The 25,662-nt window shown below is 65.3% G+C and carries 19 protein-coding genes, 2 tRNA genes and 1 pseudogene; 3 read left to right on the forward strand and 19 right to left on the reverse strand.

Annotated features, from left to right (window positions below):
• Nucleotides 1–2: 2 nt before the first annotated feature.
• From AUJ55_03325 to AUJ55_03400, 16 genes and pseudogenes are all read right to left on the reverse strand, one after another.
• A pseudogene (locus AUJ55_03325) lies at nucleotides 3–559 on the reverse strand (hypothetical protein).
• Nucleotides 556–1,635: a hypothetical protein gene (locus AUJ55_03330; GenBank protein OIO59460.1), complete on the reverse strand. Its 1,080-nt coding sequence runs from the start codon at nucleotides 1,633–1,635 to the stop codon at nucleotides 556–558. The pseudogene AUJ55_03325 and the gene AUJ55_03330 overlap by 4 nt, the downstream one beginning before the upstream one ends.
• Nucleotides 1,635–4,253: a hypothetical protein gene (locus tag AUJ55_03335; protein ID OIO59461.1), complete on the reverse strand. Its 2,619-nt coding sequence runs from the start codon at nucleotides 4,251–4,253 to the stop codon at nucleotides 1,635–1,637. Before AUJ55_03335 ends, AUJ55_03330 begins: the two co-directional genes overlap by 1 nt.
• Before the next feature lie 7 nt (nucleotides 4,254–4,260).
• Complete coding sequence (locus AUJ55_03340) at nucleotides 4,261–6,906, reverse strand: hypothetical protein (protein ID OIO59462.1); 2,646 nt, start codon at nucleotides 6,904–6,906, stop codon at nucleotides 4,261–4,263.
• Nucleotides 6,903–8,006, reverse strand: coding sequence for a hypothetical protein (locus AUJ55_03345; protein ID OIO59463.1), 1,104 nt, complete (start codon nucleotides 8,004–8,006; stop codon nucleotides 6,903–6,905). The genes AUJ55_03340 and AUJ55_03345 overlap by 4 nt, the downstream gene beginning before the upstream one ends.
• On the reverse strand, nucleotides 7,961–9,745 hold the full coding sequence (locus AUJ55_03350; GenBank protein ID OIO59464.1) for a hypothetical protein: 1,785 nt from the start codon (nucleotides 9,743–9,745) through the stop codon (nucleotides 7,961–7,963). Before AUJ55_03350 ends, AUJ55_03345 begins: the two co-directional genes overlap by 46 nt.
• A gap of 43 nt (nucleotides 9,746–9,788) precedes the next feature.
• Nucleotides 9,789–10,169 (reverse strand): hypothetical protein, encoded by a 381-nt coding sequence (locus AUJ55_03355; protein ID OIO59465.1) that lies wholly within the window; start codon nucleotides 10,167–10,169, stop codon nucleotides 9,789–9,791.
• Between the two features lie 17 nt (nucleotides 10,170–10,186).
• Complete coding sequence (locus tag AUJ55_03360; protein ID OIO59466.1) at nucleotides 10,187–10,768, reverse strand: hypothetical protein; 582 nt, start codon at nucleotides 10,766–10,768, stop codon at nucleotides 10,187–10,189.
• A 61-nt stretch (nucleotides 10,769–10,829) separates the two neighbouring features.
• Nucleotides 10,830–12,902 (reverse strand): type VI secretion system-associated protein, encoded by a 2,073-nt coding sequence (locus tag AUJ55_03365; GenBank protein OIO59467.1) that lies wholly within the window; start codon nucleotides 12,900–12,902, stop codon nucleotides 10,830–10,832.
• A 113-nt stretch (nucleotides 12,903–13,015) separates the two neighbouring features.
• Nucleotides 13,016–13,264, reverse strand: a complete 249-nt coding sequence (locus tag AUJ55_03370) for a hypothetical protein (GenBank protein OIO59468.1) — start codon at nucleotides 13,262–13,264, stop codon at nucleotides 13,016–13,018.
• Between the two features lie 652 nt (nucleotides 13,265–13,916).
• Nucleotides 13,917–15,059 (reverse strand): hypothetical protein, encoded by a 1,143-nt coding sequence (locus AUJ55_03375; protein ID OIO59469.1) that lies wholly within the window; start codon nucleotides 15,057–15,059, stop codon nucleotides 13,917–13,919.
• An 80-nt stretch (nucleotides 15,060–15,139) separates the two neighbouring features.
• Entirely contained in the window at nucleotides 15,140–16,132 is a 993-nt protein-coding gene (locus AUJ55_03380; protein ID OIO59518.1) for a hypothetical protein, read from the reverse strand.
• A 477-nt stretch (nucleotides 16,133–16,609) separates the two neighbouring features.
• Nucleotides 16,610–17,845, reverse strand: a complete 1,236-nt coding sequence (locus AUJ55_03385) for a hypothetical protein (GenBank protein ID OIO59519.1) — start codon at nucleotides 17,843–17,845, stop codon at nucleotides 16,610–16,612.
• 61 nt (nucleotides 17,846–17,906) lie between these two features.
• Complete coding sequence (locus AUJ55_03390; protein ID OIO59520.1) at nucleotides 17,907–18,881, reverse strand: dihydroorotate dehydrogenase B catalytic subunit; 975 nt, start codon at nucleotides 18,879–18,881, stop codon at nucleotides 17,907–17,909.
• A gap of 11 nt (nucleotides 18,882–18,892) precedes the next feature.
• The gene (locus AUJ55_03395; GenBank protein OIO59470.1) at nucleotides 18,893–19,738 is read right to left on the reverse strand and encodes a hypothetical protein; all 846 of its coding nucleotides are present in this window, start codon (nucleotides 19,736–19,738) and stop codon (nucleotides 18,893–18,895) included.
• On the reverse strand, nucleotides 19,735–21,042 hold the full coding sequence (locus AUJ55_03400) for a hypothetical protein (GenBank protein ID OIO59471.1): 1,308 nt from the start codon (nucleotides 21,040–21,042) through the stop codon (nucleotides 19,735–19,737). The genes AUJ55_03395 and AUJ55_03400 overlap by 4 nt, the downstream gene beginning before the upstream one ends.
• A gap of 301 nt (nucleotides 21,043–21,343) precedes the next feature.
• On the opposite strand from AUJ55_03400, the gene AUJ55_03405 reads away from it, so the two are divergent.
• From AUJ55_03405 to AUJ55_03415, 3 genes are all read left to right on the forward strand, one after another.
• On the forward strand, nucleotides 21,344–22,318 hold the full coding sequence (locus tag AUJ55_03405) for a hypothetical protein (GenBank protein OIO59472.1): 975 nt from the start codon (nucleotides 21,344–21,346) through the stop codon (nucleotides 22,316–22,318).
• Between the two features lie 37 nt (nucleotides 22,319–22,355).
• Nucleotides 22,356–22,432, forward strand: a tRNA-Pro gene (locus AUJ55_03410).
• 37 nt (nucleotides 22,433–22,469) lie between these two features.
• Nucleotides 22,470–22,545, forward strand: a tRNA-Lys gene (locus tag AUJ55_03415).
• 139 nt (nucleotides 22,546–22,684) lie between these two features.
• Here AUJ55_03415 and AUJ55_03420 read toward each other — a convergent pair.
• The 3 genes from AUJ55_03420 to AUJ55_03430 form a co-directional block, all read right to left on the reverse strand.
• The gene (locus AUJ55_03420) at nucleotides 22,685–22,969 is read right to left on the reverse strand and encodes a transcriptional regulator (GenBank protein OIO59473.1); all 285 of its coding nucleotides are present in this window, start codon (nucleotides 22,967–22,969) and stop codon (nucleotides 22,685–22,687) included.
• A gap of 441 nt (nucleotides 22,970–23,410) precedes the next feature.
• Nucleotides 23,411–24,820: a hypothetical protein gene (locus tag AUJ55_03425; GenBank protein OIO59474.1), complete on the reverse strand. Its 1,410-nt coding sequence runs from the start codon at nucleotides 24,818–24,820 to the stop codon at nucleotides 23,411–23,413.
• Nucleotides 24,817–25,650: a hypothetical protein gene (locus AUJ55_03430; GenBank protein ID OIO59475.1), complete on the reverse strand. Its 834-nt coding sequence runs from the start codon at nucleotides 25,648–25,650 to the stop codon at nucleotides 24,817–24,819. The genes AUJ55_03425 and AUJ55_03430 overlap by 4 nt, the downstream gene beginning before the upstream one ends.
• Nucleotides 25,651–25,662 lie beyond the last annotated feature (12 nt).

Genomic DNA, 25,662 nt, shown 5'->3' on the forward strand with positions numbered 1-25,662 from the left:
GCTTACCCCATGTGGATCTGGTCGGCGTCGACCCTGATGTGCTTGTCGGCGGTGATGACCCCGTGGCGGCTGTGCAGGCGCAGCAGGGTCGCCGCCTCCAGGGCGAACGATCCAAATTTGCTCAGCTTGTCGGCCGCCCGCTCCACCACGGTTTCGAGCACCGTGGTGAAGAGATTGCGGGCCGCCAGATTCAGGGTGCCGGTGGCGGCGGTCAGCTCGGCGTCGCGGCGCGAGTGCAACGCCAGCGATTGACTCGCCTCGATCCGCACCGTGGCCTGGCTCAGGTGCAGCGACTCGGCCCCCGGTACCGTCAGGTGCGCCGTCCCCCCCGCGCTGCGGGTCAGCACCGCCAAGATCCACCCCTCCCCCCCCCCCCCCCCGTTGTCGCCAGCACCCGGTCCCCCGGCTGGGGTTGCAGCAGGCAGCTCGCCGCGAGGGGGAGGCTCCGTCCGTCGTCGAGCACCGCCCGCCCCCCTTGCAGGGCGACCACGCGGGCCTCGACGCCGAGCAGGGCGGGGGCGGGGTGGGGCAGGGGCAGCAGGCGGGGTAGGGCGCTCATGGGTTCAGCTCCATTTCAAGGCTCAAGGCTTCGGCCTGGGCCAGCTTTTTGTGGGTTTTTTCAGCCGTCGCGGTGTGGGCGCCGAGCAGGGCGCGGTTGGGCAGATCGGTGCAATGCAGCTTGGCGCGGCTCAGATTTGCCCCGCCGAAACGACAATCCCGGTCGCCGTGCAGGTGGGACAGATCGGCGTGGCGCAGGTCGGCGGAGCCGAAATCGCTGCCTTGGTGGGAGGAGTGTTTCCAGAAGCTCATGGCCAGTTTCGTCCCGCGCAGATCGACCCCGGCCAGGCGCGCCTTCTGGGCGACCGAGGCGGTCAGGTCGGCGCCGCGCAGGTCGGTGTCGACCAGGTCGGCCTCCAGCAGCAGGGTGTGGGGGGCGTGCAGGTTTTCCATGTGGGTGCGGTGCAACTTGGCCCCCTTGAGGTTGCCCTGGCTCAGGTCGGCGCCGCTCAGGTCGGCGTCGCTCAGGTCGCAATCCATCAGGGTGCAGCGGGGCAGGCTGGCTCCCGCCAGGTTTTGCCCGGCCAGATTGCAGCCGATCCACAGCGACTCCAGCGCCGACAGCCCGGTGAGGTTGCAGGTGGTCAGATCGGCCTGATGAAAAACCGCCTGATGCAGGTAGGCCCCCGAAAAATCGGCCCCCTCGAAGCGGCATTGCAGGGTGGAGACCTTGAACCAGCGGGTTTGCCCCAGAAGGGCGCCGCTCAGGTCGCTGGCGACCCACTGGCACAGGCTGGGGCTGGCGCCGCGCAGGTCGGCGCCGCGCAAATCGCTTTGGGCCACGGTCAATTGCTTGAGGGGGCGGTCGCCGAAGCGGGCGCCGCTCAGGTTGCAGGCGACGAAGGCGGCCCGGTCGAGCTGGCAGCCGGAAAGATCCAGGCCGCTCAGGTCGCACTCGTGCAGCGCCGCCTGCCCCAGGCTCGCCCCGCCGAGGCTGGCGCCGCGCAGATCGCACTTGAGCAGCGCCGCTCCGGCGAAGTCGACGCCGTTCAGGTCGAGCCCGGTCAAAGACCGTTCGTGGATCGGTTTGCCCCGGCGCAGCAGGGTTTGGAGTTCGTCGCAGGTTATGGGGGTCATCAGGCCACCGCCCCGAATGCGGTTTCGACAGCGCCCCTCAGATCGGCGTCGTCGAACAGGGCGTGCCCCCGCTCCAGCCGCACCAGATTGGCCCCGCGCAGGTCGGCCTGGGTGAAGTCGGTCTTGCGGGCCAGCGCCTGGAAGAGGTTGGCCTGGCGCAGGTCGGCGCCGATGAACTTGGCGTTGATCAGGATGCAGTGGGGCAGCGCCCCCTCGACCAGTCGGGCGCCGCTCAGATCGGCGCTGCCCAGATCGCAGCGCAGCAGGCGCACCAACCCCAGCTCGGCCCCGGTTAGATCCGATTCGCGCCACGAGCTGTTGAGCCCGTGGGTGGCGATCCAACTGGAGGCGCTGAGCGCCCCTTTGTTGAGCAGCGTTTTGGTCAGCTTGGCCCCGTCCCAACGACTGCCCTGCCCCTGAACCTCGACCAGGATCACCCGATTCATGTGGGCTTGGCTCAGGTCGGCGCCGCTCAAGTCGGCGCCGTTCAAGATCACCGTGTCGAGTGTTGCCCCCCGCCAGCGGCTGCCGGACGCCTTGAGTTCAAGCAGCGCCCCCTTGGTCATGACGACGCCGTCGAGCACTGCGGCGGTCAGGTTCAGCCGCAGCCCTACCGCCCGGTTCAAGCTGGCTGCGCTCAGGTCGGCGCCGCTCAAATCGGTGTCGACCAGCATCGCCCCGTCGAGCACCGCCCCCGCCAGCACCGCCCCCGCCCCCTTCAAATTGCTCAGGTTGGCCTTGGTCAGGTCGGCGCCGTCGAGCCTCGCCCCGCGCAGATCGGCCCCGGTCAGCGCGGCCTCCACCAGCCTGGCCCCGCGCAGATCGGCGGTTTTCAGGTTGGCCAGCTCCAGGTTGCAGCGGCTCAGGTCGCATCCGCGCAGATCCATGCCGGAGAGATCGACCCCGAGCAGATCGCGCCCCGCCAGCGGTTGATCCAGGCCGATCCAGCGTTCGACCTTGCGGCGCAGATGGGCGGCAACCTCGGGGCCGGGATGGGGACGGGTCGCCTGCACCGCCTGGCGCCGGGCCCGATCCTCCAGCCCCTTGATCTTCTCTTGGGCGGCGTCGAGTTGGGCCTGCCGTTCGGGGTCGAGCCCCTCCAGTTCGGCAACCCCCGCCAGGGGGGAGGGGCGGTCGGGTTCGGCGCGCTCGTCGGCCTCGGCAAGCGCCTTGGCAGGGTCGGCGGGGGGCGGGGGGGCGGCGGCCTGAACCTCGGCCAGGGGGCCGTTTTGTTGCTGCTCTTTGAGCTCGGCCAGCTTTTGTTGGCCGGTCTGGTCGGCTTCGTCGAGAAGGGCGCGGGCCTTGGTCAGCATCGCCCCCAGGTCGACTTCGCCCCGCTCCAGGGCGCCGGCGGGGATCACCCCCAGGGGGTTTGGCTGCGCCTTGGGGGGCTGGTAGTCGACCGGTTTTTCCAGGGGGGACTGAGCCCAGAAATCGGCCTCCATTTCATCGAGCCGCGCTTGGCGCTTGGCCAGGTCCTCGGCCTCGGCCTGCGCCTGGATCGCCTGGCGCAGGGCCTGTTCGGCCGCGGCGACGACAGGGGTGAGGGGGGCGTCGTCGAAGGCGTGCAGGTGGGCGGTTTTCGGGTCGGTGCGGGCCGCTAGGGTGCGGTGGTAGTGGGCCAGGTCGCGGGGCGCGTCATGCAGCGACTCGTACCCCCCCAGCAACGCGGCAATGTCTTCGCCGTCGGGGTCGAGGCAGTCGGTTTGGGCGCGATAGAGGCAGACTCCGAGCTCCAGGTGGGGGATCAGCCACACCGTGTCAAAAACCGCATCGAGCGCCTGGGCCTCTTCGGGCGACTGACCGACCCGCTGCACGAAGATCCGGGGGCGCATGCTCGGCAACATCCCCTCGATCACCGCTTGCGTGGGGTGCAGCCCCTCCAAGCGGTAGGGCTCCCCGCCGGCGAAGAATCCCTCCATCTGCTGATCGATGGGGGCGGCGTTGAAGGCGGCGGTGTCGCGGTTGCGGGGCATGTTGGGGGCGTCGACCGCCAACCATGCGGCGTCGAAGCTGCCGAGCAACGCTTGCCGGGCCGGGTGGGTGATGGGGACCGCAACGAACCCCGCCGCTTCGCTCTTTTGGGTGCGGTGGCGGATCGGATCGTCGGGATTTTCGATGTTGGGCATGGCCCCCTCGCCCGCCCCCCCCAACCGTTTGCCGGTGTAGCCGACCCCGTCGGGATTGCCGAAGTGGTCGGGGCCGCCGAAGGCGCGTGCGGCGGTCAGCGGCATGGCGGTAAAGGGGGTGGGGGCACAGATCTTTTGCCCCCCGGTCGCGGTCGCCCGCCAGGTGCGGTCGCCGATGATTTTTAAGCGTTTCGAAATGGGGCCGACTTGAACCGACACCCCCATCGCGGTCACCGCCTTGCCGCCGGGGGGGTAAGCGATGGAGGCCAGCAGCACCTCGCCGTAGCGCTTGGGATCGAGGGTGTCGAGCGGCTGCTTGGGGGGCAGCGCCTTGAGCGCCTCGGGCCAGCTCTGGTGCACGGCCAAAAAGCGGGGGTTGGGGGCGCCGAGCTTGAAAAAGCCCATGGCGACCGCCACAAAGTGGTGGCTGCCCGCGTGGGTGAAACAGCGGTGCATCATGGCCAGCGACAGGGGTTGGATCAGCCTCATGACGTCCTCATAAGACGATCTTGAGGGCGCCGACCAGGTCGGTGCTCAGGCCGCTGAGGATCGCTTCGAGCTGGGCCACCTTCTCTTGGCACTGCACACCGGAGCCCCAGAGGTTGATGTTGTTGCTCACCCCCGACAGGGTGATCGAGGTGGTGTCGCCCGCCAGGGTAATGTCGGTGCTGGAGCCGATGACGTTGATCCCGGTGCTCGATCCGGTGACGTTGATTCGGGTGGTACTGCCCACCACCCCGATGTCGGTGGAATCGCCGGTGACGCTGATGCTGGTGTTGGCCCCGGTCACCCCGATGTTGGTCGAGACCCCGGTGACGTTGATGCCGGTCGACATGCCGGTGACCCCGATGCTGTCGCTCGCTCCGGTCACCCGCAGTTCGCTGCTTGCCCCGGTGATGGCGGCGCTGTCGCTCATCCCGGTCAGATTGAAGCCGGTGCTGATGCCGGTCAGGCCGAAACTGCTGCTGATGCCGGTCATCTCCATCCGGTTTTGCATGCCGGTCAGGCTCATCCCCTGGCTGATGCCGGTGATGCTACTGCTGGTGCTCATCCCGGTGGCGGAGACCTCGGTGTGCATCCCGGTCACCGAGGTGTTGCTCGACATGCCGGTGATCGAGGTGTTGGTGTTGGTCCCGGTGGTGCTGGTGCTGGTGGAGGTGCCGACGGTGCTGGTGGTGGTGGAGGTACCGGTGGTCGAGGTACGGGTTTCGGTGCCGGTGGTCGAAAGGCTTTCGCTGGTGCCGACCTTGTCTTCCCGGTAGTTGTAGCCGGTGTCGGACCACACCTTGGACTCATCGGCCTCCGAGGTGCTGTAGGTATTCCCGTAGGAATAGCTCTCGCTGAGGATGGCGTGCCGCCCGTTTTCAGAGGTGGAGTAGTTCCACCCCGCCCCCCTGCTGTAGGAGGCATCCTTGAATTTGCCGCTGTCGTAGGCCCCCGAGACCTTGCCCCAGGCGGCGTCGACGTCGCCGGTCGAGACGTTGGAATTCATGCCGTAGCGCAGTGCACGGCTGTCGCCGTACGAGGTGGAATCGTTGTTGCCGACCTGGGTGTTGCTGGTCCAGCCGGGGGGGGTGACCACCTTGCTGCCGAAGCTGTGCAGGATTTGCTGGATTTCGGGCAGCTCCGATTCGTCGCTGCTGCGCCCCACCAACACGATGGCCCCCACCTCGGGGATGGTCTGCATACTCGGGGCGAGTTTGACGAAGGTCGCCGCCCCGCCGCCGTCGGTCGAAAAGCTGACGTAGACCCCCTTGGCGTCGAGGCGGTCGCCGCTACAGGTGTCCTCGAAGGTGTGGCGGGCCAGGTCGAAGTCCCCTTTGTAGTCGTACTCCCAGCGCCCCGATCCTTCGACCGGTTGATGGGCCACCACCTGGGCGAGTAGGGAGCCCTGGTGGGTGTCTTGAATGTCGAAGGGGGTGACCAAGCCGGTCTCTTCGGTCGATTGGAATTGGTTGGAATACTTGCCGTCGAGGCTGGCCTCGTGCTGCACCTGGGTCAGGACGAAACTGCGCCCTTCAAGGCTGGGGCGAACCGGACTGGGGTTGCTCGGGGCGATGAGTGAGCCGGTCAGGGTGAAGGTGTGGCCGACCCGCATTCGGTCGCAGCTGCTCGCCCCGCTGAGCGAGGTGCCCGAGGTCGCCAGGGCGTCGGCGGCGTTGCCGGTGAAGCGGGTGACCTCCTCCTGATTGCAGCCGTATTGAAAAATCTTGTACTGATGGAAGGGCAGATCGTCGTCCCCCTCGGGCTGGGTCGCCTGCACGCTGGCGTATTCGGGGGGGTAGAAGGGGGCCTCCCAGGCGGCATGTTGACGCACGAAACGGCCATGGATCGTCGAGGTGGTCAGGGTCTGTTCGTAGCTGTACTGGGTAATCAAGTCGTCCTGATCGAGACCGAGCGCCTCGATGTTGCTCATGGTGTAACGCAGGGGGCGGTTGTCGGGGTAGACCTTGGCGTAGTGGGGGCGGTTGGCGAAGACCGCCACATGACCGCGCGCCGATTGCAGGAAGTAAAAGTAAAGCTGCGCCTTGCCCATCAAGCGCTGCACGAAGGCCAGATCGCTCTCGCCTGCCTGCAACCAGTCCTGCACCCGCCACACCGCCGGATTGTCGTCCCCCTCCAGGGTGCTCATGTCGTAGGCGACCTTGTGCTGGTCGAGCACCCCGGCAATGGCGTCGCGGATGTTGCATTGGGGGTGGATGCGGTAGTTGTTGCTCAGGCTGAGTTTGAACAGCGCCGCCTTGACCGTGAGGTTGTAGACCCCCGGCTCGGCCATGGCGAAGGAGACGGCGATGCCGTTGAAAAACGACCACTGCGCGCTACCCCCCTGGGCCAGGGCGGTCAGAAAGGGAATGGGGGTCGCGTCGGGATCAAGGGGACGGCGCACCGCGAAGGTGACCGGGCGCCCCATGATCTGGTCGAAATCGATCTGGCGTGTCGCGGCGGGGTCGGTATTGGCATGCAGTTGCAACTGAAACGAAAACGGGGCGTTGACCTGCTCCTGACCCTTGAAGCCGATCAGGCGAAACAGGTTCTGACCCAGCACCGTGCCGTCGGCCAGGGTGATGGCCAGTTGCAGGGCATCGTCGCCGCACGGCGGCTCGCGCAGATCGATGCGGCTGCGTCCGATGACCGCGCTCATGCCGCCTCCTGCCCGGCGAAGGCGGGGATGATAAAGCGCACCTCGCTGGGGGGGTGATCGGGTAGATCGGCCCCATCCCCCAGCCAGGCATCGAGGCCGAGCCGGGGGGATGGCGCCCGTGCCAGCAGCGGGGCGTCGCCCAACCGCGCCTGTGCCCCCAGGTGGGTGGCACGCGGTTGCAGCCGGGCATCCCAGGGCTGGGTTTGCAGCCGGATGTGGCAGTCGAGGGAGCGTCCGGTCAAGAAGTGAAGCAGCGCCTTGAAACCGGCGTGACCCTCCCCCCCCGGCAGCAGCGCCTCGAAGCGCGCCCGGGGCAGGGGGCCGATGCTCAGGCCGATTCCCGCCTGTTCGTCCCAGGCCCGCTGCCCCAAGGGGGTGTCGATCCCGAGCCGGTTGCGGCGCTTGCCGAGGCGGATTTGGTCCTCCTCGGCGATGGCGAACCAGTTGCCCACGTAGGGTTCGAGCGCGACCGGCGCTTGCACGAAGGCGCCCAGCACCCGAATCAAGGCGGTGGGGCTGCGGCGTTGATCGGCCAGCAGGCCGGTCAGAGCCAGCAGGGCGCGGCGGGGCAGCGGTAGGGGGTTGGGCAGGTCGGGATCGCAGCATCCGAGCAGGGCGGCCAGATCCCGCCCCAGGGGGGTCTGCTCCGGGTCGTCGCTGGTGCTCAATCCCGGCTGCTGCCGGGCCTTGATCTCAAAGCGCAGGGTGTTGATGCGGTGGTTGAACAGATCGAGAAAGTCGCCCATCGCCCGGTCGCCCCGGGCCGCCCGATCCCGAGCCCACTCCCCGTAAGGGTCGGGCAGGGGGCCCATGGCCCCCGCGATGCTGTAGTTGGGGGTCGCCAGCGCGACGGGGCCATCCTCGCCCTCGGTTTTCCAGCCACTGACCTCGTGGCCGGGGAAGGCGGCCGACAGCTCCCCCTTGAAACGCAGCGGCGGAATCGGATCGCCGTGCGCACCGGTGGTGTTGGCCGGGTGCCCCTGCCCGGGACGCAACAACAGGCGCACGAGCTGATAGAAATCGAAGCCCGCGTGCCCCCGCTGGAGTTGCCCCCTTAAATCAGAGGCTGGTCGCCGCAACGCACTGGCCATCGTTTCCATACCCCCTCGTGACGATCACTCCTAAGCCCCACCTCGACAAAGGTGTTCAGGTGGGCCAGCAGCGCCAGAAAATGGGTGAGGACCGCCCCAAACAGCAGCGGACTGCCCCCTTCGAACCGTTTTTCGATCACTTGCAACTCAACCGCCAATCCCCGCCTAAAACCTCGCCACGGCTGCTGTTCGATCAGCCGCATCGCCGGAGTCAGGGTCAGCCCCTCCAACCCCTCGATCTGCTTCCACCCCTTTTCTCGGTCCTCTCCGGCGTGCAGACGCAGCATCCGCTTGAGGTTTTCGAGATCGAGGTTTTGCAGGTTCATCCCCAGTTGGGTCACCAGCCGCCAAGGGCGGGCGCCGAGTTGGGTGGGGTGGCGGTGGGGGGTGGGGGTGTCGAGCAGGGTCGCCCCGACCACCGCGCCGGGCCCCTCCAACTTGAAGGTGTCGCCCGCCCGCAGCCATTCGGGCAGGTTGCGGTTGGTGCACAGCGCCCGCCCCCCGATCACCGCGTCGGCGGGCAAATCCAGGTCGAACTGTCGATCCATGAACGAGATGTAGAACTCGCTTCCGGCCACCTGGGGCAGATGGCTCTCCTCCCGGCGCCAGCCGTAGAAGGTGTCCCGCTCCTCCAACCGATCAAACCCCTCCATGGCAAAGAAGGGGACCACCTCGCGGGGACGTCCGCCGGGGCGGGTGGCGGTCAGCCGTTCGAGGGCGTAGATCTCGCAGTAGCGGTGGCGGGCGACGTCGCCGGTCAGCCGGTATTCGTAGCTTTTCTGGTCGAGGATCAGCGGGTCGATCGGTTGGGGGAAGAGGTTGACCAGCGGCACGCAGTTGAGCCGCAGCAGGGAGCGGTTCGCCTTGAAGGTGGCGTTGGTATCGAACAGAAAGAAGAGCTCGAAATCCTCAATCGCCCCCCCCAGGTCGATTCCCTCCAGATCGAAGAAGAGAAACTTGGCCGGGAAGGCGAAATACTCCTGCAACAGCCGGTAGCCGGGGTGGGTAGCGTCCCGCTCCGGCAGCGCCCCCTCGTCCGCCTCGAAGCCGACCCAGCGCAGGGTCTCGGGGGGGAGGAAGGTTGTCTGCGCGCCGATCCGCACCGCGATCCCGCTCAGGTTGACCATCAGCAGGTTGTAAAGGGTGAAGGCCGCAGGGGCGCGGGTGTCGATGTGCAGCCGCAGGGTGGGGGCGCCCAGCGCTTGAATGGGGTCGTTGCTCCCTGGTATGCGGGTCACCTGCACCTGTAGGGTCGAGAAGACCTCGGGATGCCCCAGCAAGAACTCCAGGCTCGCCGCTTTGCGCAGATGGAGCGAAGCGACCTCCAACGGCAGCAGGGTGGTTTGCCAGCAGGTGCGCATTCGGCAGGGGGTGGTGTACCCCTCGCTGCTCTTGGCCTGGGTTTGAAACAGGCGGTGGCGCTCCAGGGTGAAGGGGCCGCCCGGTTTCATCGCCACCTGGGCCACCGCCATCGAGGGGATGGGGGCCTCAAGGTGGGGATACAGGGCGGCGAGCAGGGTGTTGGGCAAGGCGGCCCGGTCGCTTTCGAGTTGGTAATGCAGCCGACCGGTGAGGAAGGCGAACGATTGCAGCAGCAGTTCAACGTGGGGATCGCCCGAGTGGCCATGGCTCATGGCCAGCGCCTGGGCGGTGGCGGGATGGGCGTCGGCGAACTGCCGACCCTCTTGACGCAGCAGTCGCAGCTCTTCGTGGTAAAAGTCTTTGAGTTTGAGCGCTTCGCCGGTCATGACACTCTCCGAAAAACCACTATGCGACGCCCCCGACGCAGCCTTACGGCTGCCCTTCCAGGGGAAATCGGATCTCCTCAACCTCCTGTCCCAGATTGAGTTTGGCCCGCACCACCAAACGGTAGGGGGCGTTGGTAACCCCCCGTTCGACCTCGACCGCCACGTCGCGCAGACGCAGCTCCCAACGGGCGATCAACCGGCTGAGCGCCTGGGTATAGGCGGCCAGCGCCTCCCCTCCGCCGCCGGGGTGCAGGGCGACCGGGCTTTCCAGGCCGAAGCCGAAGAGCCCCTCCTGGCCGTCGAAGGGGGAGCGGGCGCTGGCGACGATCCGCTGCACATTGGCTCGGATCAACGCCAAGGGGTCGTCCCCCTCCCGCTGCCCCCCTCTGGGGTCGCTCAACCGCTCGAAGAGATAACGTTTCATGCGCCCGCCGCACCCGATTAAGAGGTGAAGTCCCCAATGGGCCGGTTGCGCGACACGCTCCAACCCGCCGCCCGCATGCCGGGCGAGGTGGTGTCGGCCGCCTGCACCGAGTACTCCCAGAGGATTTCGGTGAAGTTGAGCTTGAATTGCTCGGTCGGCATGTCGTCGGGGTGGGACTGAAACTGGATTTCGCTGATCAGGGCGTAGCGCAGGTAGAAGGTCATGATGTTGAGGGTCTGATCCCCCGAGTTGCGCATGATGAACAGCTTGGTCGCCGCAGCTTTGGTCCCCGAGGAGTCGAGCGGCTTGGCCCGCAGGCAGTAGTCGTAGAGCCCTACCGAGGTCTTATCGACGTATTTGACGCAGGTGAACTCGGTGATGACCGGCCGTCCCGAGGTTCGGGCCGAGTTGCTCACGTCGGTGGTCACCTGCTGCTTCATCCCCTGGTGGATCGAGACCAGCTCGAAGCAGGGGCGGTCGCCGACCTGCTTGAGGATGTCGTCCTTCCACTCGGCGTCGATGAGGCTGCCGCCGTCCTGCCAGCTGTTGCTCCCTCCGAAGATGGAGTCGTCGCCGGGCTGCAAAAGAATCAGGTCCATGGTTTTTCCCTTTCGTATGTCGCTATCCCGCTACCGCATCGGGCGGGATCGAGTCATCGCATTAGGCCGGAAGATCGGCTACCAGGCGGATCGAGGTGGTCAGCTCCTCAAGCTGGAAGTGGGGCTTGAGGAAGATTGTCGCCTTGTAGGCCCCCGGCTTGCCGGGCACATCGGTGACGCTGATCTTGGCCGCTCGTAGCGGGTAGGAGGCCTTCACATCTTGGGGCGCCTCGTCGTCGAGCAGCACGTACTGGGCGATCCAGCTGTTGAGATAGGACTCGACGTTGCTCCGGGTCATGAAGCTGCCGACCTTCTCGCGCATGATCACCTTGATGTAGTGGGCAAAACGGGACGCCGACAAGATGTAGGGGAGCATCGAGGAGACCTGGGCGTTGGCGTTGGCCAGATCCGAGATGTACTGCTTGGGTTTGTTGGTGGTTTGGCCGCCGAAGAAAACCGCTTGGTTGGTCCCCTTGCAGTGGCACAGCGCCATGAAACCCAGGTCGTTGATCTCTTTCTCGCGCCGGTCGGTGATGGCGACCTGGGTCGGGCAGATCATCGCCACGTCACCCTCGCCGGTTTTGAAGTTGAAGGCGGGCAGCCCCCGAACCAATCCCCCCCCTTCGACGCCGCGAATAGCGGCGGTCCAGCCGTAGAGGGAAAAGGCGGTGGTGACCCGATTGGCCAAAAGGTAGGCGGCGTTGCCCCAAAGGAACTTGGTGCTGTCGGGCTCAAGCGCAGTGTCGGGGGTTCCGGCGGGGGGGAGCGACCATTCGTCGACCGAGCCCACGTCCTCTTCGAAGCGGATCCCCTCGACCGGGTTGGTCTTGTCGCCGTAGGGCAGGCGCAGCAACACATCGGGGAGCACCAGCGAGACGTAGCGGGAATCCTCGCTGTCGCGGAAGCCGCGCCATTCGGTCAGCTCGGTGTTCTCGAAGATCTTGGCCAGGTCGCGGGGCTTGGCCAGCGCCTCGAAATTCCCCAACCCGAACAGCCCCGGCGCCGCTGCGGCGACAAAGGGGGCGTGGCTGGCGGCGGCCACCTCGGCGATTTTGTCGAGCAGGGTGATGTCTTGCGGACTGCTGCCGAAGCGATAGTCGCCCAGCAACATGCTGTAGGGGGCGCCGCCGTAGGTGCCGTATTCGGCCTCGTAGATCTTTTTAAAGACGGCGCTCTGATCGAATTCAACCGCCTTGGTCAGATCCTTGTAGAGATCGTCGCGGCTGATGTTGAGCACCCGCAGCTTGAGCATGGTGCCGGTCTCGGCCCGGGAGATCAGGTAGAACATCCCCCGCCAAGTCGCCTCAAGATCCTTGAACTGCTGGTCGTGCATCACCAGGTTGAGCTGCTTGGCGACCAGGGCGTCGATCTCGGCAGTGCGGGCATCCATGAACTGTCCCGCCGACCAGCCGCGACGCGGATCCTCATCGGGGATGTTGGCGGCGGTGATGTTGGCCAGAACGTCGACCGTCAGCTGACCCAACATCGCCAGGGTCGCGGCGGGGTCGCCACCGATGAGCTCGGCCAAAGTCGCCACCTCGTCGGCGGCGGTCACTCCACGCCAAACCGTGGGATCGTCGCCGGTGAAGGCGGTGGTGAATTTGCCCCGCAACGCATCCCCCTCGGTTCCAATCGTGACCGCCAGGTCGAGCAGCTTGGCCACCGCGTCGGAGACCTCGACCTTGGTTTGCAGGTCGCGGATGCGGCAGCGCCGGTCGTACCAAACCTTGAAGGGATTGACGGCGGGGGTGGCCGGGTTGGTGCCGTCGCCGGGGATCTCACCCCAGTCGGGGCGCGACACCAGCGACAGAGGTTCGAAGTGGGTCAGGTCGCCGAAGGTGAGCAGACCGCTGAGGTTGCCGGTGCCGCCCAGCACATTGGGGACCGGGGCCAGCTTGATGCGCGGTTTGCACGATTTGAGGACGGCGTTGAAGTTGTCCCGGTCGATTTCGACCATCTTGCGATCCTTGACCGGGAGGAGCTCCGAGGCGGAGTCGCCGGACAGATCGGCGAAGATGCCGATGATGAAGGGAAGCTCCTTCTTCTGGAGCGCCCCACCGGTTTCGACGTCGTAGGTGATTTTCACCCGCGGCGGACGGACCCGGGTGAGTTTGTCTTGGACACTTCCCAACATGGTTTTCTCGGCTCCTCTGTGTCATCCCATAGGTCATGCCGAACGATTCGGCCTGGCCCCGGTGGTCGCCGCTCCAAGAAGTACCTTCGCGGCGTGCCTCAGGACGACCCTTTTTAGTGGGTCGTGATTGAGCGGCGGTACATCACCTGACCGCCATTGGTGTTCTGGCAAACGACCTCGCCCTGGGCGACCAGGCGGTCGAGCGCCTGCTGCACCAGATCGAGGGAATCGTTGTAGCGCTGGCGCAACAGCCACCACCGCGCCACCCCTTCCAGGGTTTCGGAGGCGTCGGGCCGCGAGGCCAGGTAACGGCTGATGGCATCGGCGGCGCTGGCAATCTCGTCTCGTTGGATTCGGCTCACGCGGTTTCTCCCTCGTCGGATCCTTTGGGCACCGCCGCCTGCTGTGGCGCTGCCCTGCGTTGATGTCGGCTACGGACGCCGGGCGATCCGGCCAGTCGCGTGCTGCCCGGATCGCCTCGGCCCAGGTACGGTCGAGGGGCGTCGGGAACCCCTATTGCAGGGGGTGTGCCAAGGTTTTTTTGGTTCGTTAAGTATTTGTAAATCAAACGAAAATATTGAATTTGTTGCGGCGATGGGTGGGTCGCGGCGGACCCAGGGGGGGGAGGCCCTTGGCATTACCTGATGAGGGGGTAATGGGCGCAATTGCAGGGGTTTGGCAGAGGATGGGGGGGTGGGTCGCGGATGACCCGGCCGGGGCACGGGGGACCCAGGGGCTTAATCGGGGAATTCGGGGGGGCGGTTCGACGTGGGTCGTCGGCGGGGATGGGGGGATCGGACCCCCCGCGTTGATTCCTGCGCTGGGTAGAGGCGTTTTTTGGAGGGCACGCGCCGTCGCGGTTATTGCGGCGCTTTCAAAACCGGTCGTTGACGTTCCTGGTTTTGGCGGTCCATCCGTGGGTCGCAAGGGTGCGCCGAATCAATCGGCGCTTGTCTCAACACTGCTGGGGGGGTGATGTGCCCCGGTCGAGCCGGGTTCACCCCCCCTGGTCGCTTACCGCCCCACGACCGGAAAAACGATCTCCGGTGCGGGTTTGGCCGCCGGTTGGGGGGCCGGGGCGTTGTAGGGATCGGGGGCGGGGCGGGTGTAGGAGACGACCCCGACGGTCTCGTCGTCGTACAGGTTGACCACCGTGAAACCGAAGTAGGGTCCACCCTCGGGATTCCAATCCCCTTCGAGCTCGCTGCCGCCGTTCCCGGCGATCACCTGAGTGACGTTGTGTTTGGGGCCGATCTTGTCGGTGTAGAGCCACTCGTGGGCGTGGGCGCAGAAGTAGCCCGCGAATTTCGGGGTGTCGCCAAAGAGCTTGAGCAGCGCATCGCCCAAGGTATGGGGGGCGGTGTTGTAGACGATGTCGTGGGGACCGGGGTTGTTGAGCACCAGCGGTTTGTGGGCCAAGACCACGATCCGCTTGATCTTCCGATTCTTCGAGGCTTTGGCGAAATCTCGCTCCACCCAGTGCAGCGGCGCCCAACTCGCCACCGTCTTATCGGCAAGCAGGGGATTGGCCACCGTTGAGAGGGAGTCGGTGTTCAGAACCACGTAGTGCACACCGCTCTTCAGGTCGTCAAAGGAGTAGGTCTGGGTTTGGTTGTTGTCCTCGGCCAGTAGGTCGCGTTGCAGTGCTTTGGGGCCGGAGGGACCGTTGCTGGCTTTGGCCAGATGGTTGGCCGCCAGCCAGGCGACCCAGGCCGAAAGGTTGGCCGAGTCGGGGTATTCGACGTAATTGCCGGGGCTGACCTCTTGCGAGGCGTCGGCCTCGTGGTTGCCCGGCAGGGGGACCAGCTCGATGTGGCTGTCGGCGAAGTGGCTTTGATCCACCAGGGTTTTCCAGGCGTTGAGCTCGGCGGCGGCGGTTTGGCCGTTGTCGGGCTGCATCCCCAGCACCAAATCCCCCACGAAAAAGAAATAGTCGGGCTTCACCGGCAGCGTCTGAATGTCGGCCAGGGTCTGCTGCAACTGCGCCACGTTGGCGGTGCTGGGGGCGGGATCGGTCACCCCGAAACCGACCCGGTTGCAGCCGATGTAGGCAAAGCTGGCCAGCAGCTCGCGCGCATCGGCGGTGAGGGGGGGCATCCAGGCGGACAGGGCGACGCAGGCGAGCAGCAGCGGACGGAAACAGTGGTTGCGCTTCATGACGTGGACTCCTTGATCGATGGTGATGGGCCGTGTTGTTGTGGGTCGTTTCGAGCGGCAGCAGGAGCGATCCACCCGGTTTAATCCTTCCCGAAATTCCCCCGGTCGATCCCGTATTTTTTGAGCAGTTTTCCGAAGGCCCGCCGCTCTTTGCCGGCCAGGCGGGCCGCCTCGGAGACGTTGCCGTCGGTGGTGCGCAGCATCTCTTGCAGGTAGCTGCGCTCGAAGGCCTCCATCGCCTCGCTCTTGGCCTCGTTGAAATTGCGCTGGGCGCTCGACGCCTTGGCGCGGGGGGTGTCCGAGGCGGGGGTCAGGTGGAGGGGGTCCCCCTTGACGGTGGGGATGCAGATGCTGCGTCCGGTCGAGAGCACGAAAATCCGGTGCAGGTAGTTTTCGAGCTCCCGGACGTTGCCGGGCCAGGGGTAGTGGTTCATCCACTCCAGGGTGATGGGGTGCAGCTTTTTTTCGGGGCAGCGGTAGCGCTGGCTGAATTGCCGCAAAAAGTGTTCGGCCAACAGCGCAACGTCGCCGGGGCGCTCGCGCAGCGGCGGAATCTGAATATGCAGGATGTGCAGCCGGTAGTAGAGGTCCTCGCGAAAACGACCCTCGGCAACCAGCACCTCAAGGTCGCGGTTGGTGGCGCTGACCACCCGCACATCGCTGCGCAGGGTGCTGGTGCCTCCCAGGGGACGGTATTCCCGGTCCTGCAAAAAGCGCAGCAGCGCCCCCTGCCCCTTGGGGGTCAGGCTGTCGACCTCGTCCAGAAACAAAGTCCCCCCCGAGGCCTGGGCCACCAAGCCGGGATGGGCCTGCTTGGCGTCGGTGAAGGCCCCCTTTTCGTAACCGAAGAGCTCGGCCAGCAGCAGATCGTCGTTCAAGGCGCAGCAGTTGACCGGAACAAAGGGGCGGTCGCAGCGGGCGCCGGTGTAGTGAATCCCCCGCGCCACCATCTCTTTACCGGTGCCGGTTTCGCCCCGCAGCAGCACCGGGGTGTCGTATCCGGCGAAGGTCGCCACCACCTTGAGCATCCGCCGAATCGGGGGCGAATCGCCCAGGATGTTCAGGCTGAGCATCTCCTGAACGGCGGGGGAGGGGTCATGGGGATGGTCGTCGGTGAGGTGGTCGATCAGGGTGTCGTCGTCGAACGGGGCGACCAATACCCGGTTGCAACGGCGTAGCAGATCGGGGTGTTCGAGGAGGGAGGGGTCGAAGGTGACCAGCAGCTCAAAGGCGTGATCGTTGTGCAGCAGGTCGGCCAAGTGTGGGGTTTGGCCGCGACCGACCAACAGGACTGGGGTACGGCCCGAGGTCGAGGTTGGTGGGCTTCCTGGGGCGTGCAGCGTGGGATCGGGAAGCTGCCAGGAGCGGCATAGCCCCAGCAGATGCTGGATTTCCCGATCATTTGCAATGGCGACTAAAGCGAGCTTCCGATTGCGATCCATGTCGTGTCCTCTGGTGATGAACCAATGGGCGACGGACCTTGAGGGTTGCAGCTTTAAAAATCAAGCCCTTAGAGCAATAAGCTCTTAAACGACCTTATTTATGCTTATTTAACGAGGGTTCGCGGTCCAGGCCGGGAAGGGGTAGACGGTGCCAGCCGTGGCGACCGAGGCGGGCCAGACGGTTTTCCAGGTGCCGTTCTGCACCTGAATCATGATGCTGCTGCCCAGGGTGTTCTGCCCGGCGATGTCGAAGCTGATGCCCGCCCACGGCATGATGAGTTGACTGGCGGGCAGGTTGGTGGCGCTCAGGGCGGCCAAAACCGGGGAGGCGTTGCTGGTTCCGGCCCGGTTGATGGCGTCCAACAGGGTCATGGCGCCGGTGAAGGCGCGGGCCGAGGCGTCGTCCAGATCGCTGCCGGTATTGGCCTTGTACAGGGTGTTGACCGAGGCGGCCAGGGTGTTGCTATGGGTCAGATCGAGGTTCCAGGTGGCGCGGCTAACGATCTTTTCGGCGTTGACTCCCAGGTTGTTCAGAAATAGGGGATCGGTAAATCCGGCGTCCATGCCGACGATCATTTTGGGAACGATGTTGGCGGTTTTGTAGGCCTGAATCAGCCCGATGGCGTCGCTGGTGTACGAGGCCTGCAAGAGGGTGCGCGGCATGGTCAGCGCGATCTGGCTCGCCTGGGTGGTAAAGCTGGTGGCGGTGGCGCTGTAGGGGACCGAGCTTGCCACCGTCAGGTAGGTGGTTAGCGCCGTTGAGGTGGCCAGGGTGTTGATCCCGGTGCCGAAGGTGCCGTTTTCGTAGACGATGGTCAGGCCGTTGTTGGCCGGGCTGATCGGGTGGCCGATGAAGTTCATGTACGAAAAAAACGCGTTGACGAAGGTGGCATCGCTGGGGGTGGTGCGAAAGAAGGTGGTGTAGCCCTGCTGGGTCAAGTCGGGCGCGGTCGAGTCGGGATTAAGGAAGGGGATCCCTCGCCCGTTGGCAATCTGGGCCGCCGTTTTGGTGGCGGCGCTGTGGTAACAACCGATCAAGGCGACTGCGCCGGCATTGATGAGCCGCGCCGCCTCGCTGGCGGCCACGATGGCGTCGCCCTGGGTGTCGCCGAAGATCAACGAAACTTGGGTTCCCCCCAGGTTGGGCAAGCCACTCCCCGACACGGCGGGCAGGTTCAAGGTCGAGGGGGTGTTGATGAGGTCGGCGGCCAGCTGAATGGCCGCTTTTTCGGCCAGGCCGATGGTGGCCGCTGCGCCGGTCAAAGGTAGGAGCACCCCGATGACGACGGTGTTGGCGGTCGAGCCCGCCCCTGCACCGGTTTGGTTCCCACACCCCCCCAACATCAACATCAGGGCTAAGCCCCCCGCCAGCCACAACCTCATCGTCCCTCCCCGTGCATTGTGATTACCGGCAGCAGCTCGCCGCCGGTTTACTCCCAGGCCATTGCAACGTTCCGATCAACTCCTGCCACGCCACCCCCTCGTTTGCCAGCAATCCCTGGATCTCCTGCGGGATACGGGCGACCCCAAGCGGATCGTAAAACAGGGCGGTACCGATCCCCACCGTGGTGCTCCCAGCCACCGCGAATTCAAGAGCGTCTTCGGCAGACGCAATCCCCCCCTGCCCCATGATCGGCACATTCGGCCCCACCGCCTGGCGGACCTGATGCACCTTGAGCAGCGCCACCGGCTTGATGGCGGGGCCGGAGAGCCCCCCCTGGCCGGGGCCGAGGATTGGTTTGCGTTTGCGCCAGTCGAGCGCCATCCCCATCAGGGTGTTGATGACCGACAGCCCGTCGGAGCCCCCCTCGACCGCGACCCGGGCCATGAGTCCGATGTCGGTGACATTGGGGGAAAGCTTGGTAATCAGCGGTTTGCTCGTGGCGCTGCGCACCGCTTGCACCACCGCCCCGAGCACCTCGGGATCGGCCCCGAAGGCGGCCCCCCCCTCCTTGACGTTGGGGCACGAGACGTTGAGTTCGATGGCGTCGATGGGGGAGTTGTCGAAGATCGCGGCGACCTCACGGTATTCCTCGACCGTGGAGCCGGCGATGTTGGAGATCCAGCGTGTCCCCCCTTGCGGCAGGGTGGGGAGGATCCGGTCGACCACGTAGCGGGCGCCTGGGTTTTGCAGCCCGATGGTGTTGAGCATGCCGCCGAGGGTCTCGGCCAGTCGGTGGGGCTTGTTACCCAACCGAGGCTCCAAGGTTGTTCCCTTGAGGACGATGGCGCCGAAGAGATCGTTGGAGAACCCGGCGATGCGGGGGTATTCGTGACCGAAGCCGACGCAGCCCGAGAGCAGCACCACCGGGTTGCGCAGGGCGATTCCGGCGAAGGTGACCGGGATGTCGGTAACGATGGGGGCGCTGCTGGGATTCATGAAGTGATCGCTCACGGGCACCCCTCCCAGTCGATGCTGGCGGCGTCAAAGACCGGGCCGTCGACACAAACCCGCTTCATGGCGGGGCCACGTTCGGTATTCAAGGGGATGACACACCCGGCGCACCCCCCGACTCCGCAGGCCATGTGGGCCTCCATCGAGGCATAGCAGGTTAGCCCGAATTCCTGAGCCACCGACGCCACCGCCCGCATCATCACGGTGGGGCCGCAGGTATACACCGCCGGGCGGTCGGAGCGGGCTGCCAAGTGGGCACGCAGCGGCTCGGTAATCAGCCCGGCATGGACCCCGTCCCCCCCCTTCATGCGCGACAGGCGTGAAGGGATGCCGAGTTCTTCCAGCACGCTCAGGCCTAAAGAGACCGAGACACCGGGGAAATCGAGTTTCGAAAGGTCGGTTTCAAACGAAAACGCCGACTCCTGCCCCATCAGCAGGGTGGTCGCCCCCGCTTGGCCGGTGGCGGCTGCCCGGTGGGCCAGCCCAATCAAGGGGGCAACCCCGATGCCCCCCCCGACCAGTACGGCGGGGCCGACAATGGGGGGGAAGGGGGCGCCGATGGGGCCGAGCAGATTGAGTCGCTCGCCGACTCGGCACTGGCCGAGCCGTTTGGAGCCCTTGCCAACCACCTTGTAGAAAAGCTCTAAGGTTCCGGCGACCGGGTCCGCATCTTGAATCGAGAAAGGGCGGCGCAGGTCGAGGCCGGGAACGCGGATGTGGACGAAATGACCGGGGATGAAATCGCGGGCGATCTCGGGGCAGCGCAGGGTGAGAAACCCGTACCCCTCGGGGGCGGGCTGGGTCTCGATCACCTCGGCCACCGTCTGGCGGATGGCGATCATGCCGCCCCCTCGGCTTCAAAAGGCTCCACCGAGTGTTTGAGTTTGCCCCCCACCCAGGTGGCGACAGCGCGCCCCTTGAGGGTCATGCCGTGGAAGGGGGTATTTTGGGATTTGGAGTGGAGCTGGGCGCGATCCACCATCCAGTCCTCGGCGGGATCGACCAGCACCATGTCGGCGGGGTCGCCCACATCGAGCCGTCCGACATGGGCGGGCAGGTTCATCAACCGGGCCGGTTGATGGGTCATCAAGTCGATGGCCTGGTTCAAATCGAGCGCCCCTTGATCGACCAGGGTGAGCACCGCGCTGAGCATGGTTTCGACCCCAACCACGCCGCGAGCGGCATCCTCCAGAGTGGTGCGTTTGGCGTCGAGTTCGTGGGGGGCGTGGTCGGTCGCAATCGCCTCTAGGGTGCCGTCGCGCAGCCCCTCAAGCAGGGCGTCGCGGTCGGCGGCGGTGCGCAGCGGCGGATACATCTTGGCGTCGGTGTTGTATCCGGCCAGTGCTTCGTCGGTCAGCAGCAGATAGTGGGGGCAGGTTTCCCCCGAGACCTTCACCCCATCGGCTTTGGCGCGGCGGATCATCGTGACCCCCCCAGCGGTGGCGACGTGGGCGATGTGCAACCGGGCGCCGGTCAGGCGGGCAAGCTCGATGTCGCGGGCGATCATCGCATCCTCGGCTGCGTGGGGGATCCCCGGCACCCCGAGGCGGGTGCTCATCCACCCCTCGTTCATACACCCCTTGCCCGATAGGCCGCAGTCCTCTTCGTGCACCACCACCGTGGCGCCGACCCCCTTGGCGTATTCGAGCGCCCGGCGCATCACCCTTGAGGAGGCAATCGGATAGCCGTCGTCGGTGAAACAAACCGCCCCCCCCGCCAGCTCGTCGGCCATTTCGGTCAGCTCTTCACCCTTGAGTCCCCGGGTGATGCCGCCTGCGGGGAAGACCCGGCAGTGGGCGGTGAATTTGGCCCGCTCCAGCAGCCACTCGACCATGGCTCGGGTGTCGATGGCCGGATCGGTGTTGGGCATGGTGACCACCGAGGTCACCCCCCCGGCGACGGCGGAGCGGGTCCCCGAGGCGAGCGTCTCTTTGTATTCCTGCCCCGGCTCGCGGAAGTGAACATGGATGTCGACCAGCCCCGGCAGCAGCCACTTGCCGCTGCCGTCCAGGGTCAGATCGGGGGTAAATCCGGCGGGTATCTCGCCCCGGGCCAGCACGACGCCATCCTCGACCGCCAGGTCGGTGACGCCATCCCAGCCGGTGGCCGGATCGATCAGACGGACCGCTTGAATCAAAAGCCGCATGCGGATTGCCTCGGAGGGTCAAGGGGGCGGGGGCAAGGGGTTGCGTGGTTGGATCATGCCATATTGCTCGCCTTGGTTGAATGGAGGGGGGTTGACCCTTACCATCCGCTCAGAATTCCTAGGGAAGCGCTGTTTTTGCGGTGCTTCCGGCAGCATCGGAGCAGGCTGCCAAAACCGAGCGCATGAGCGACCGGTTTTGCAGGCGCAGCCAAAACGACGTTTTTGGCGAAGCGTCGCCGAACAAGGCAGGAGCCTGGTTCGGCGTTTCCTGGATCCGCCTCGTTTGGAGCCCCTTTTCCCCATGCCGATTCAAGCCCTGCGCGACCTTGTCCGCGACGAGATGAATGCGGTCGACGCCGTCATCCTTGAGCAGATGCGCTCCGACGTGCCGCTCATCCCCCTATTGGGGCAGTACATTGTGCAAGGCGGCGGTAAGCGGTTGCGCCCTCTGCTCTTGGTGGCGATGGCGCGGATGCTGGGTTATCGCGGCGAACGCGATTTGGCGTTGGCGGCGGTGGTCGAGTTCATCCATACCGCAACCTTGCTGCACGACGACGTGGTGGATGAATCGAATCTGCGCCGGGGCCGTGACACCGCCAACGCGGTGTGGGGCAATCAAGCTTCGGTGCTGGTGGGCGATTTTCTCTTCTCACGCGCCTTCGAGATGATGGTGGGCGACGGCGACATCCGGGTCTTGCAGATCCTCTCCACCGCCTCGCGCACCCTGGCCGAGGGGGAGGTGCTCCAGTTGGCCAAGACCGGCGACCTGGAGACCACTGAGGAGGACTACAACGAGGTGATCCGCTGCAAAACCGCCGCCCTGTTCGACGGCGCCGCTCGGGTCGGGGCAGTGGTGGCTGGGGTTGATTCGGCCATCGAAGAGGCGGCCGCCGCTTTTGGCAGCCACATCGGCTATGCCTTCCAGTTGGTGGACGATGCACTTGATTGTGTGGCCAGCGCCGCCGAGATGGGCAAGAGCCCCGGCGACGATATCCGCGACGGCAAGATGACCCTGCCGGTGATCCACGCCTTGCAGTATATGGACGCGGTCGCAGTGGACCGTTTGGGTGAGATCATGACCAAGGAGACCCCGAGCGACGAGGATGTACATTGGGCGCTTTCAGCCGTTGAGTCTTGCGGGGGCGTTGCCTATACTCTCGCCCGCGCCGGGGGGTACGTGGATTTGGCGCTCGAAGCTCTGGTGCAATTGCCGCCCTCGCCCATCAGGGACCAGCTCGAAGAGGTCGCCCGTTTCACGCTGACCCGCCGGTCCTGACTCAGGCTGGATCCCACGCAAAATTCGGTTTTCCTGTCGGGGTGTAGCTCAGCCTGGTAGAGCACTACGTTCGGGACGTAGGAGCCGGAGGTTCAAATCCTCTCACCCCGACCACCATTGTTGTAGGCCGGCTTCTTTAAGTCGGCACCAAGAGCCTATAGCTCAGTCGGTAGAGCATCTGACTTTTAATCAGAGGGTCGCTGGTTCGAATCCAGCTGGGCTCACCAAACAAAAAAGGGGTTACGCCTTCGGGTGTAACCCCTTTTTTGTTTGGGTCACACCAGGGTCACACCGGGGAAGGATTTCGCGGGCAAGAAAAAACCCGCCACGGGGGCGGGTTCTTGTGCCTTCGAAGGTGGGCGTTGGTTAGGCCAAGGCCCGCAACACCGCCTGGGGTTCCCGCTCGATCACGTTGAGCAGAACAAGGGCCGGTCCCGCCGGTTGTCGGTCGCCCCGCTCCCAGTGGCGCAGAGTCGCCACCGAAAACCCGAAACGGGCCGCGAACGCCTCTTGGGTCAGATCCAGCCGCTTGCGTAGGGCGGCCACGTCCACGGGGCGCGGATTGTGAAGAACGCCCCCCACCTCGTTGCCCTGGGCATGGGCAATGGCCTCGGTCAAACCCTGCTTGATGCTTTCGAATGCGTTTGCCATCGGTTTTTCCTCTTTGAGCTTTCAACCAACAGTGGCACCAGATCGGCGAGGGCGTTCCGCTCGGCTTTGGTGAGGTTGGCCTGTTCGTTCTTGCCGAAGAGCGTGAGCAGGTAAAGGGGAATCTCTTCGTTGTAGAAGTAGTAGATCACCCGGACGCCCCCGCTTTTCCCTTTTGCCCCATGTCCCCAGCGTAGTTTTCGAATCCCCCCGACCGGTCCAGTTGGAACGTTCGACGATGCGCAGCCCATCGGGGTCGCCTTGGGCGACGAAGATGCGGATGGTGTAGGGACGGGTCATGGATCCTCCATGGGACGGATTTTCCGCCAAACGGGAGATTGCTCTTAAATAAGAAAGTCTTTGTTGGACGGTGCGTTGCGCCCTGCTTCCACCCCATCGCGCAACCGGGTTGAAAAAAGGAACAGGGCTTTTGGAAGCCACTCCTCAGTCGTCCAACACCTGCCAATACCCCCCCTTGTCGGGACCGACGCGCATCAGGCGGCCCGATTCGCGCAGACTGCGCAGGGCGCGGTGGATGGTCGGCTGCGACTTGCCCAGCCGGGCGGCAAGCTCCGGCACGGTCAGATTCGGGTCGCCGCTCAGCAGCCGGAGCACCGCCTCGGGGGTTTTCCCTGTCGTTTTCCCTGTCGTTTTCCCTGTCGTTTTCCCTGTCGTTTTCCTCGGCAGCGCGAACGTCACCACCACCGCCCCGGCCCGAACCTCCAGACTTGGCGGCTCCAGCCCCGCGTCGCCCATCGCGCGGGCGATCTTCAGAGTGCCGCGGCCCCAGGTTTCGATGATGCCGCGCCGGTAAAAGGCATGGGCGATCATCGGATTCCAAGGGCGCGATTCGTGTTCGCGCAGCAGCGCCTCCGGCGTCAGGCCGAAATGCAGGTCGCCAATGGAGACGATCTCCAGCCGGTCGTCGTAGAGCGCCACGCCGACCGAGCCGCCGCCGATGGCGTAATCGCGATGCACGAAGGCATTGGCCAGCGCCTCGCGCAGCGCCTCCATCGGCAACAGCGGCGTATCCACTCGCTCCATCCGGCCCGGCACGATGCGACCGGCCACGGGCAGCGATTCGATCAAAAAGCGCTCCGCCTTGCGCATCAACGCGAAGGCATTGCCGTGGAACTGCCGGTTATCCAGAAACTCGTCCCGCGTCGCCCCCTTGAAGCGGGCGACCTTCAGCAGCAGTTGCGGGAAGTCCGGCAGCGGCGTCTCCTGCGTGCAAAACAGCACCACCGCCGCCCGCGACAGCCGGTCGCCTTCCACCAGCAAACCCAGCCCGCGCAGGATCTCCAGCGGCTGGCGCGTGCCGGGGTCTTCGATCCGGCCCCGGCGGATGGATTCTTCCAGCGTCAGCTCCAGCTCGCGTGCATCCAGCCGCGCCGCCTCCCAGCCTTCGGCGGGTTGATTTTCCCAGCGCTGCACGGCGTGCAGCTCCTCCTGCAAACGGCGCTGGTACGCCTCGCGCGTCATCGTGCGCGTCGTGTTCAACACCCGTTCGTAGGCCACGCCGCGAAAACTCACCACCCGCGCGCTGTGGGCCACGCTTACCGCCAGCACCTCCAGTCCCGGCGCCACACCCACCCGCTCCACCGTGGGGAAGAGCGGTGGCTCAAAGTGCTGGAACTCCTGCGCCAGCTCCTCCAGGGTGCGATCGACGATTGTTTGCCCCACCACCTTGCCGGCAGGGGTCACCCCGAACAGCACCCGCCCGCCCCGACCGTTGGCCAAGGCGCAAAGGGTGCGGCAGGCCCGATCCTTCTCGGCGGTGGACTTTTTGAGCTCCAGGGTGGCCGATTCGCCTTGGGCTACCCAGGCCGCGATTTGCTCCGGGGTGGTGGTCATGGGGTTTCTCCGGTCCCCTCCAGATAACGGGCGGCGTAGGAGACCAGGGCTGCGGTGACCATCAGCAGCATTTGAGCGCCCAGGCGGTCGAAGTGATTGTTGGCCGAGTGGGCCGGTTTGTTGGCGGCATCCTTGAGCGGGATCAAGGCTTGATCGAGCCAGTCGTAGGTCGTCTTGCCCAATCGGGTTTCCCAATGTTTTTTCAGTTTGGGAATGGTCCTGCCCGATCCGTCCCCCCTCTCGACCTGCTCTTGGAATTGCTCCAAAGCGATGCGGCATTTGGCGGCCGCCTCGTCGTAGAGCCCCTGATGGAACAGCCGTTGTGCCTGTTCCAGGGCGGTGAAGGCGTGTTTCAACCCCTCGTGGGATTGCAACGAAACGGCGGGAAGCTCAAAGGCGATGACCTTGCCGTAGCCAAGTTGCGGAAGCACCTGCTCGCGCCAATGGGTGTCGGGCACGGTATATCGCAGGTCGCCTTTGATGGGCTGAGTGTCGATGAGCCCGATTTGCCCTTGAAAAGGCCCGTCCCAAGGGATCAAACCGAAGGTCTGGGTGGCGATTTCGAGTTTGAGGGTCAGCTCAAGGTTTTTGCCGTTCCTCTGTTCTTCCAGCCATTCCAAACGGCGGGGGTCGAGGGGGATTTCCGGGGACAGATGCAGAGTTTGGTGGTACGGGTGATGGGTCAACGCCCGCTCACGGACCGATAAGGGCAGCACATGCCCGATGGTTTGCCCCTGGACCTGCAACTCCCCGGTCAGGGAGCCAAAGACCACCGTTTGAATGTTTTCGAAGTTTGAAGCGTGGATGTATTCACGAAGCTCAAGGACCACGGCCAGCCTCAA

The organism is Proteobacteria bacterium CG1_02_64_396 (assembly GCA_001872725.1).
Taxonomy (GTDB): domain Bacteria; phylum Pseudomonadota; class MNWR01; order CG1-02-64-396; family CG1-02-64-396; genus CG1-02-64-396.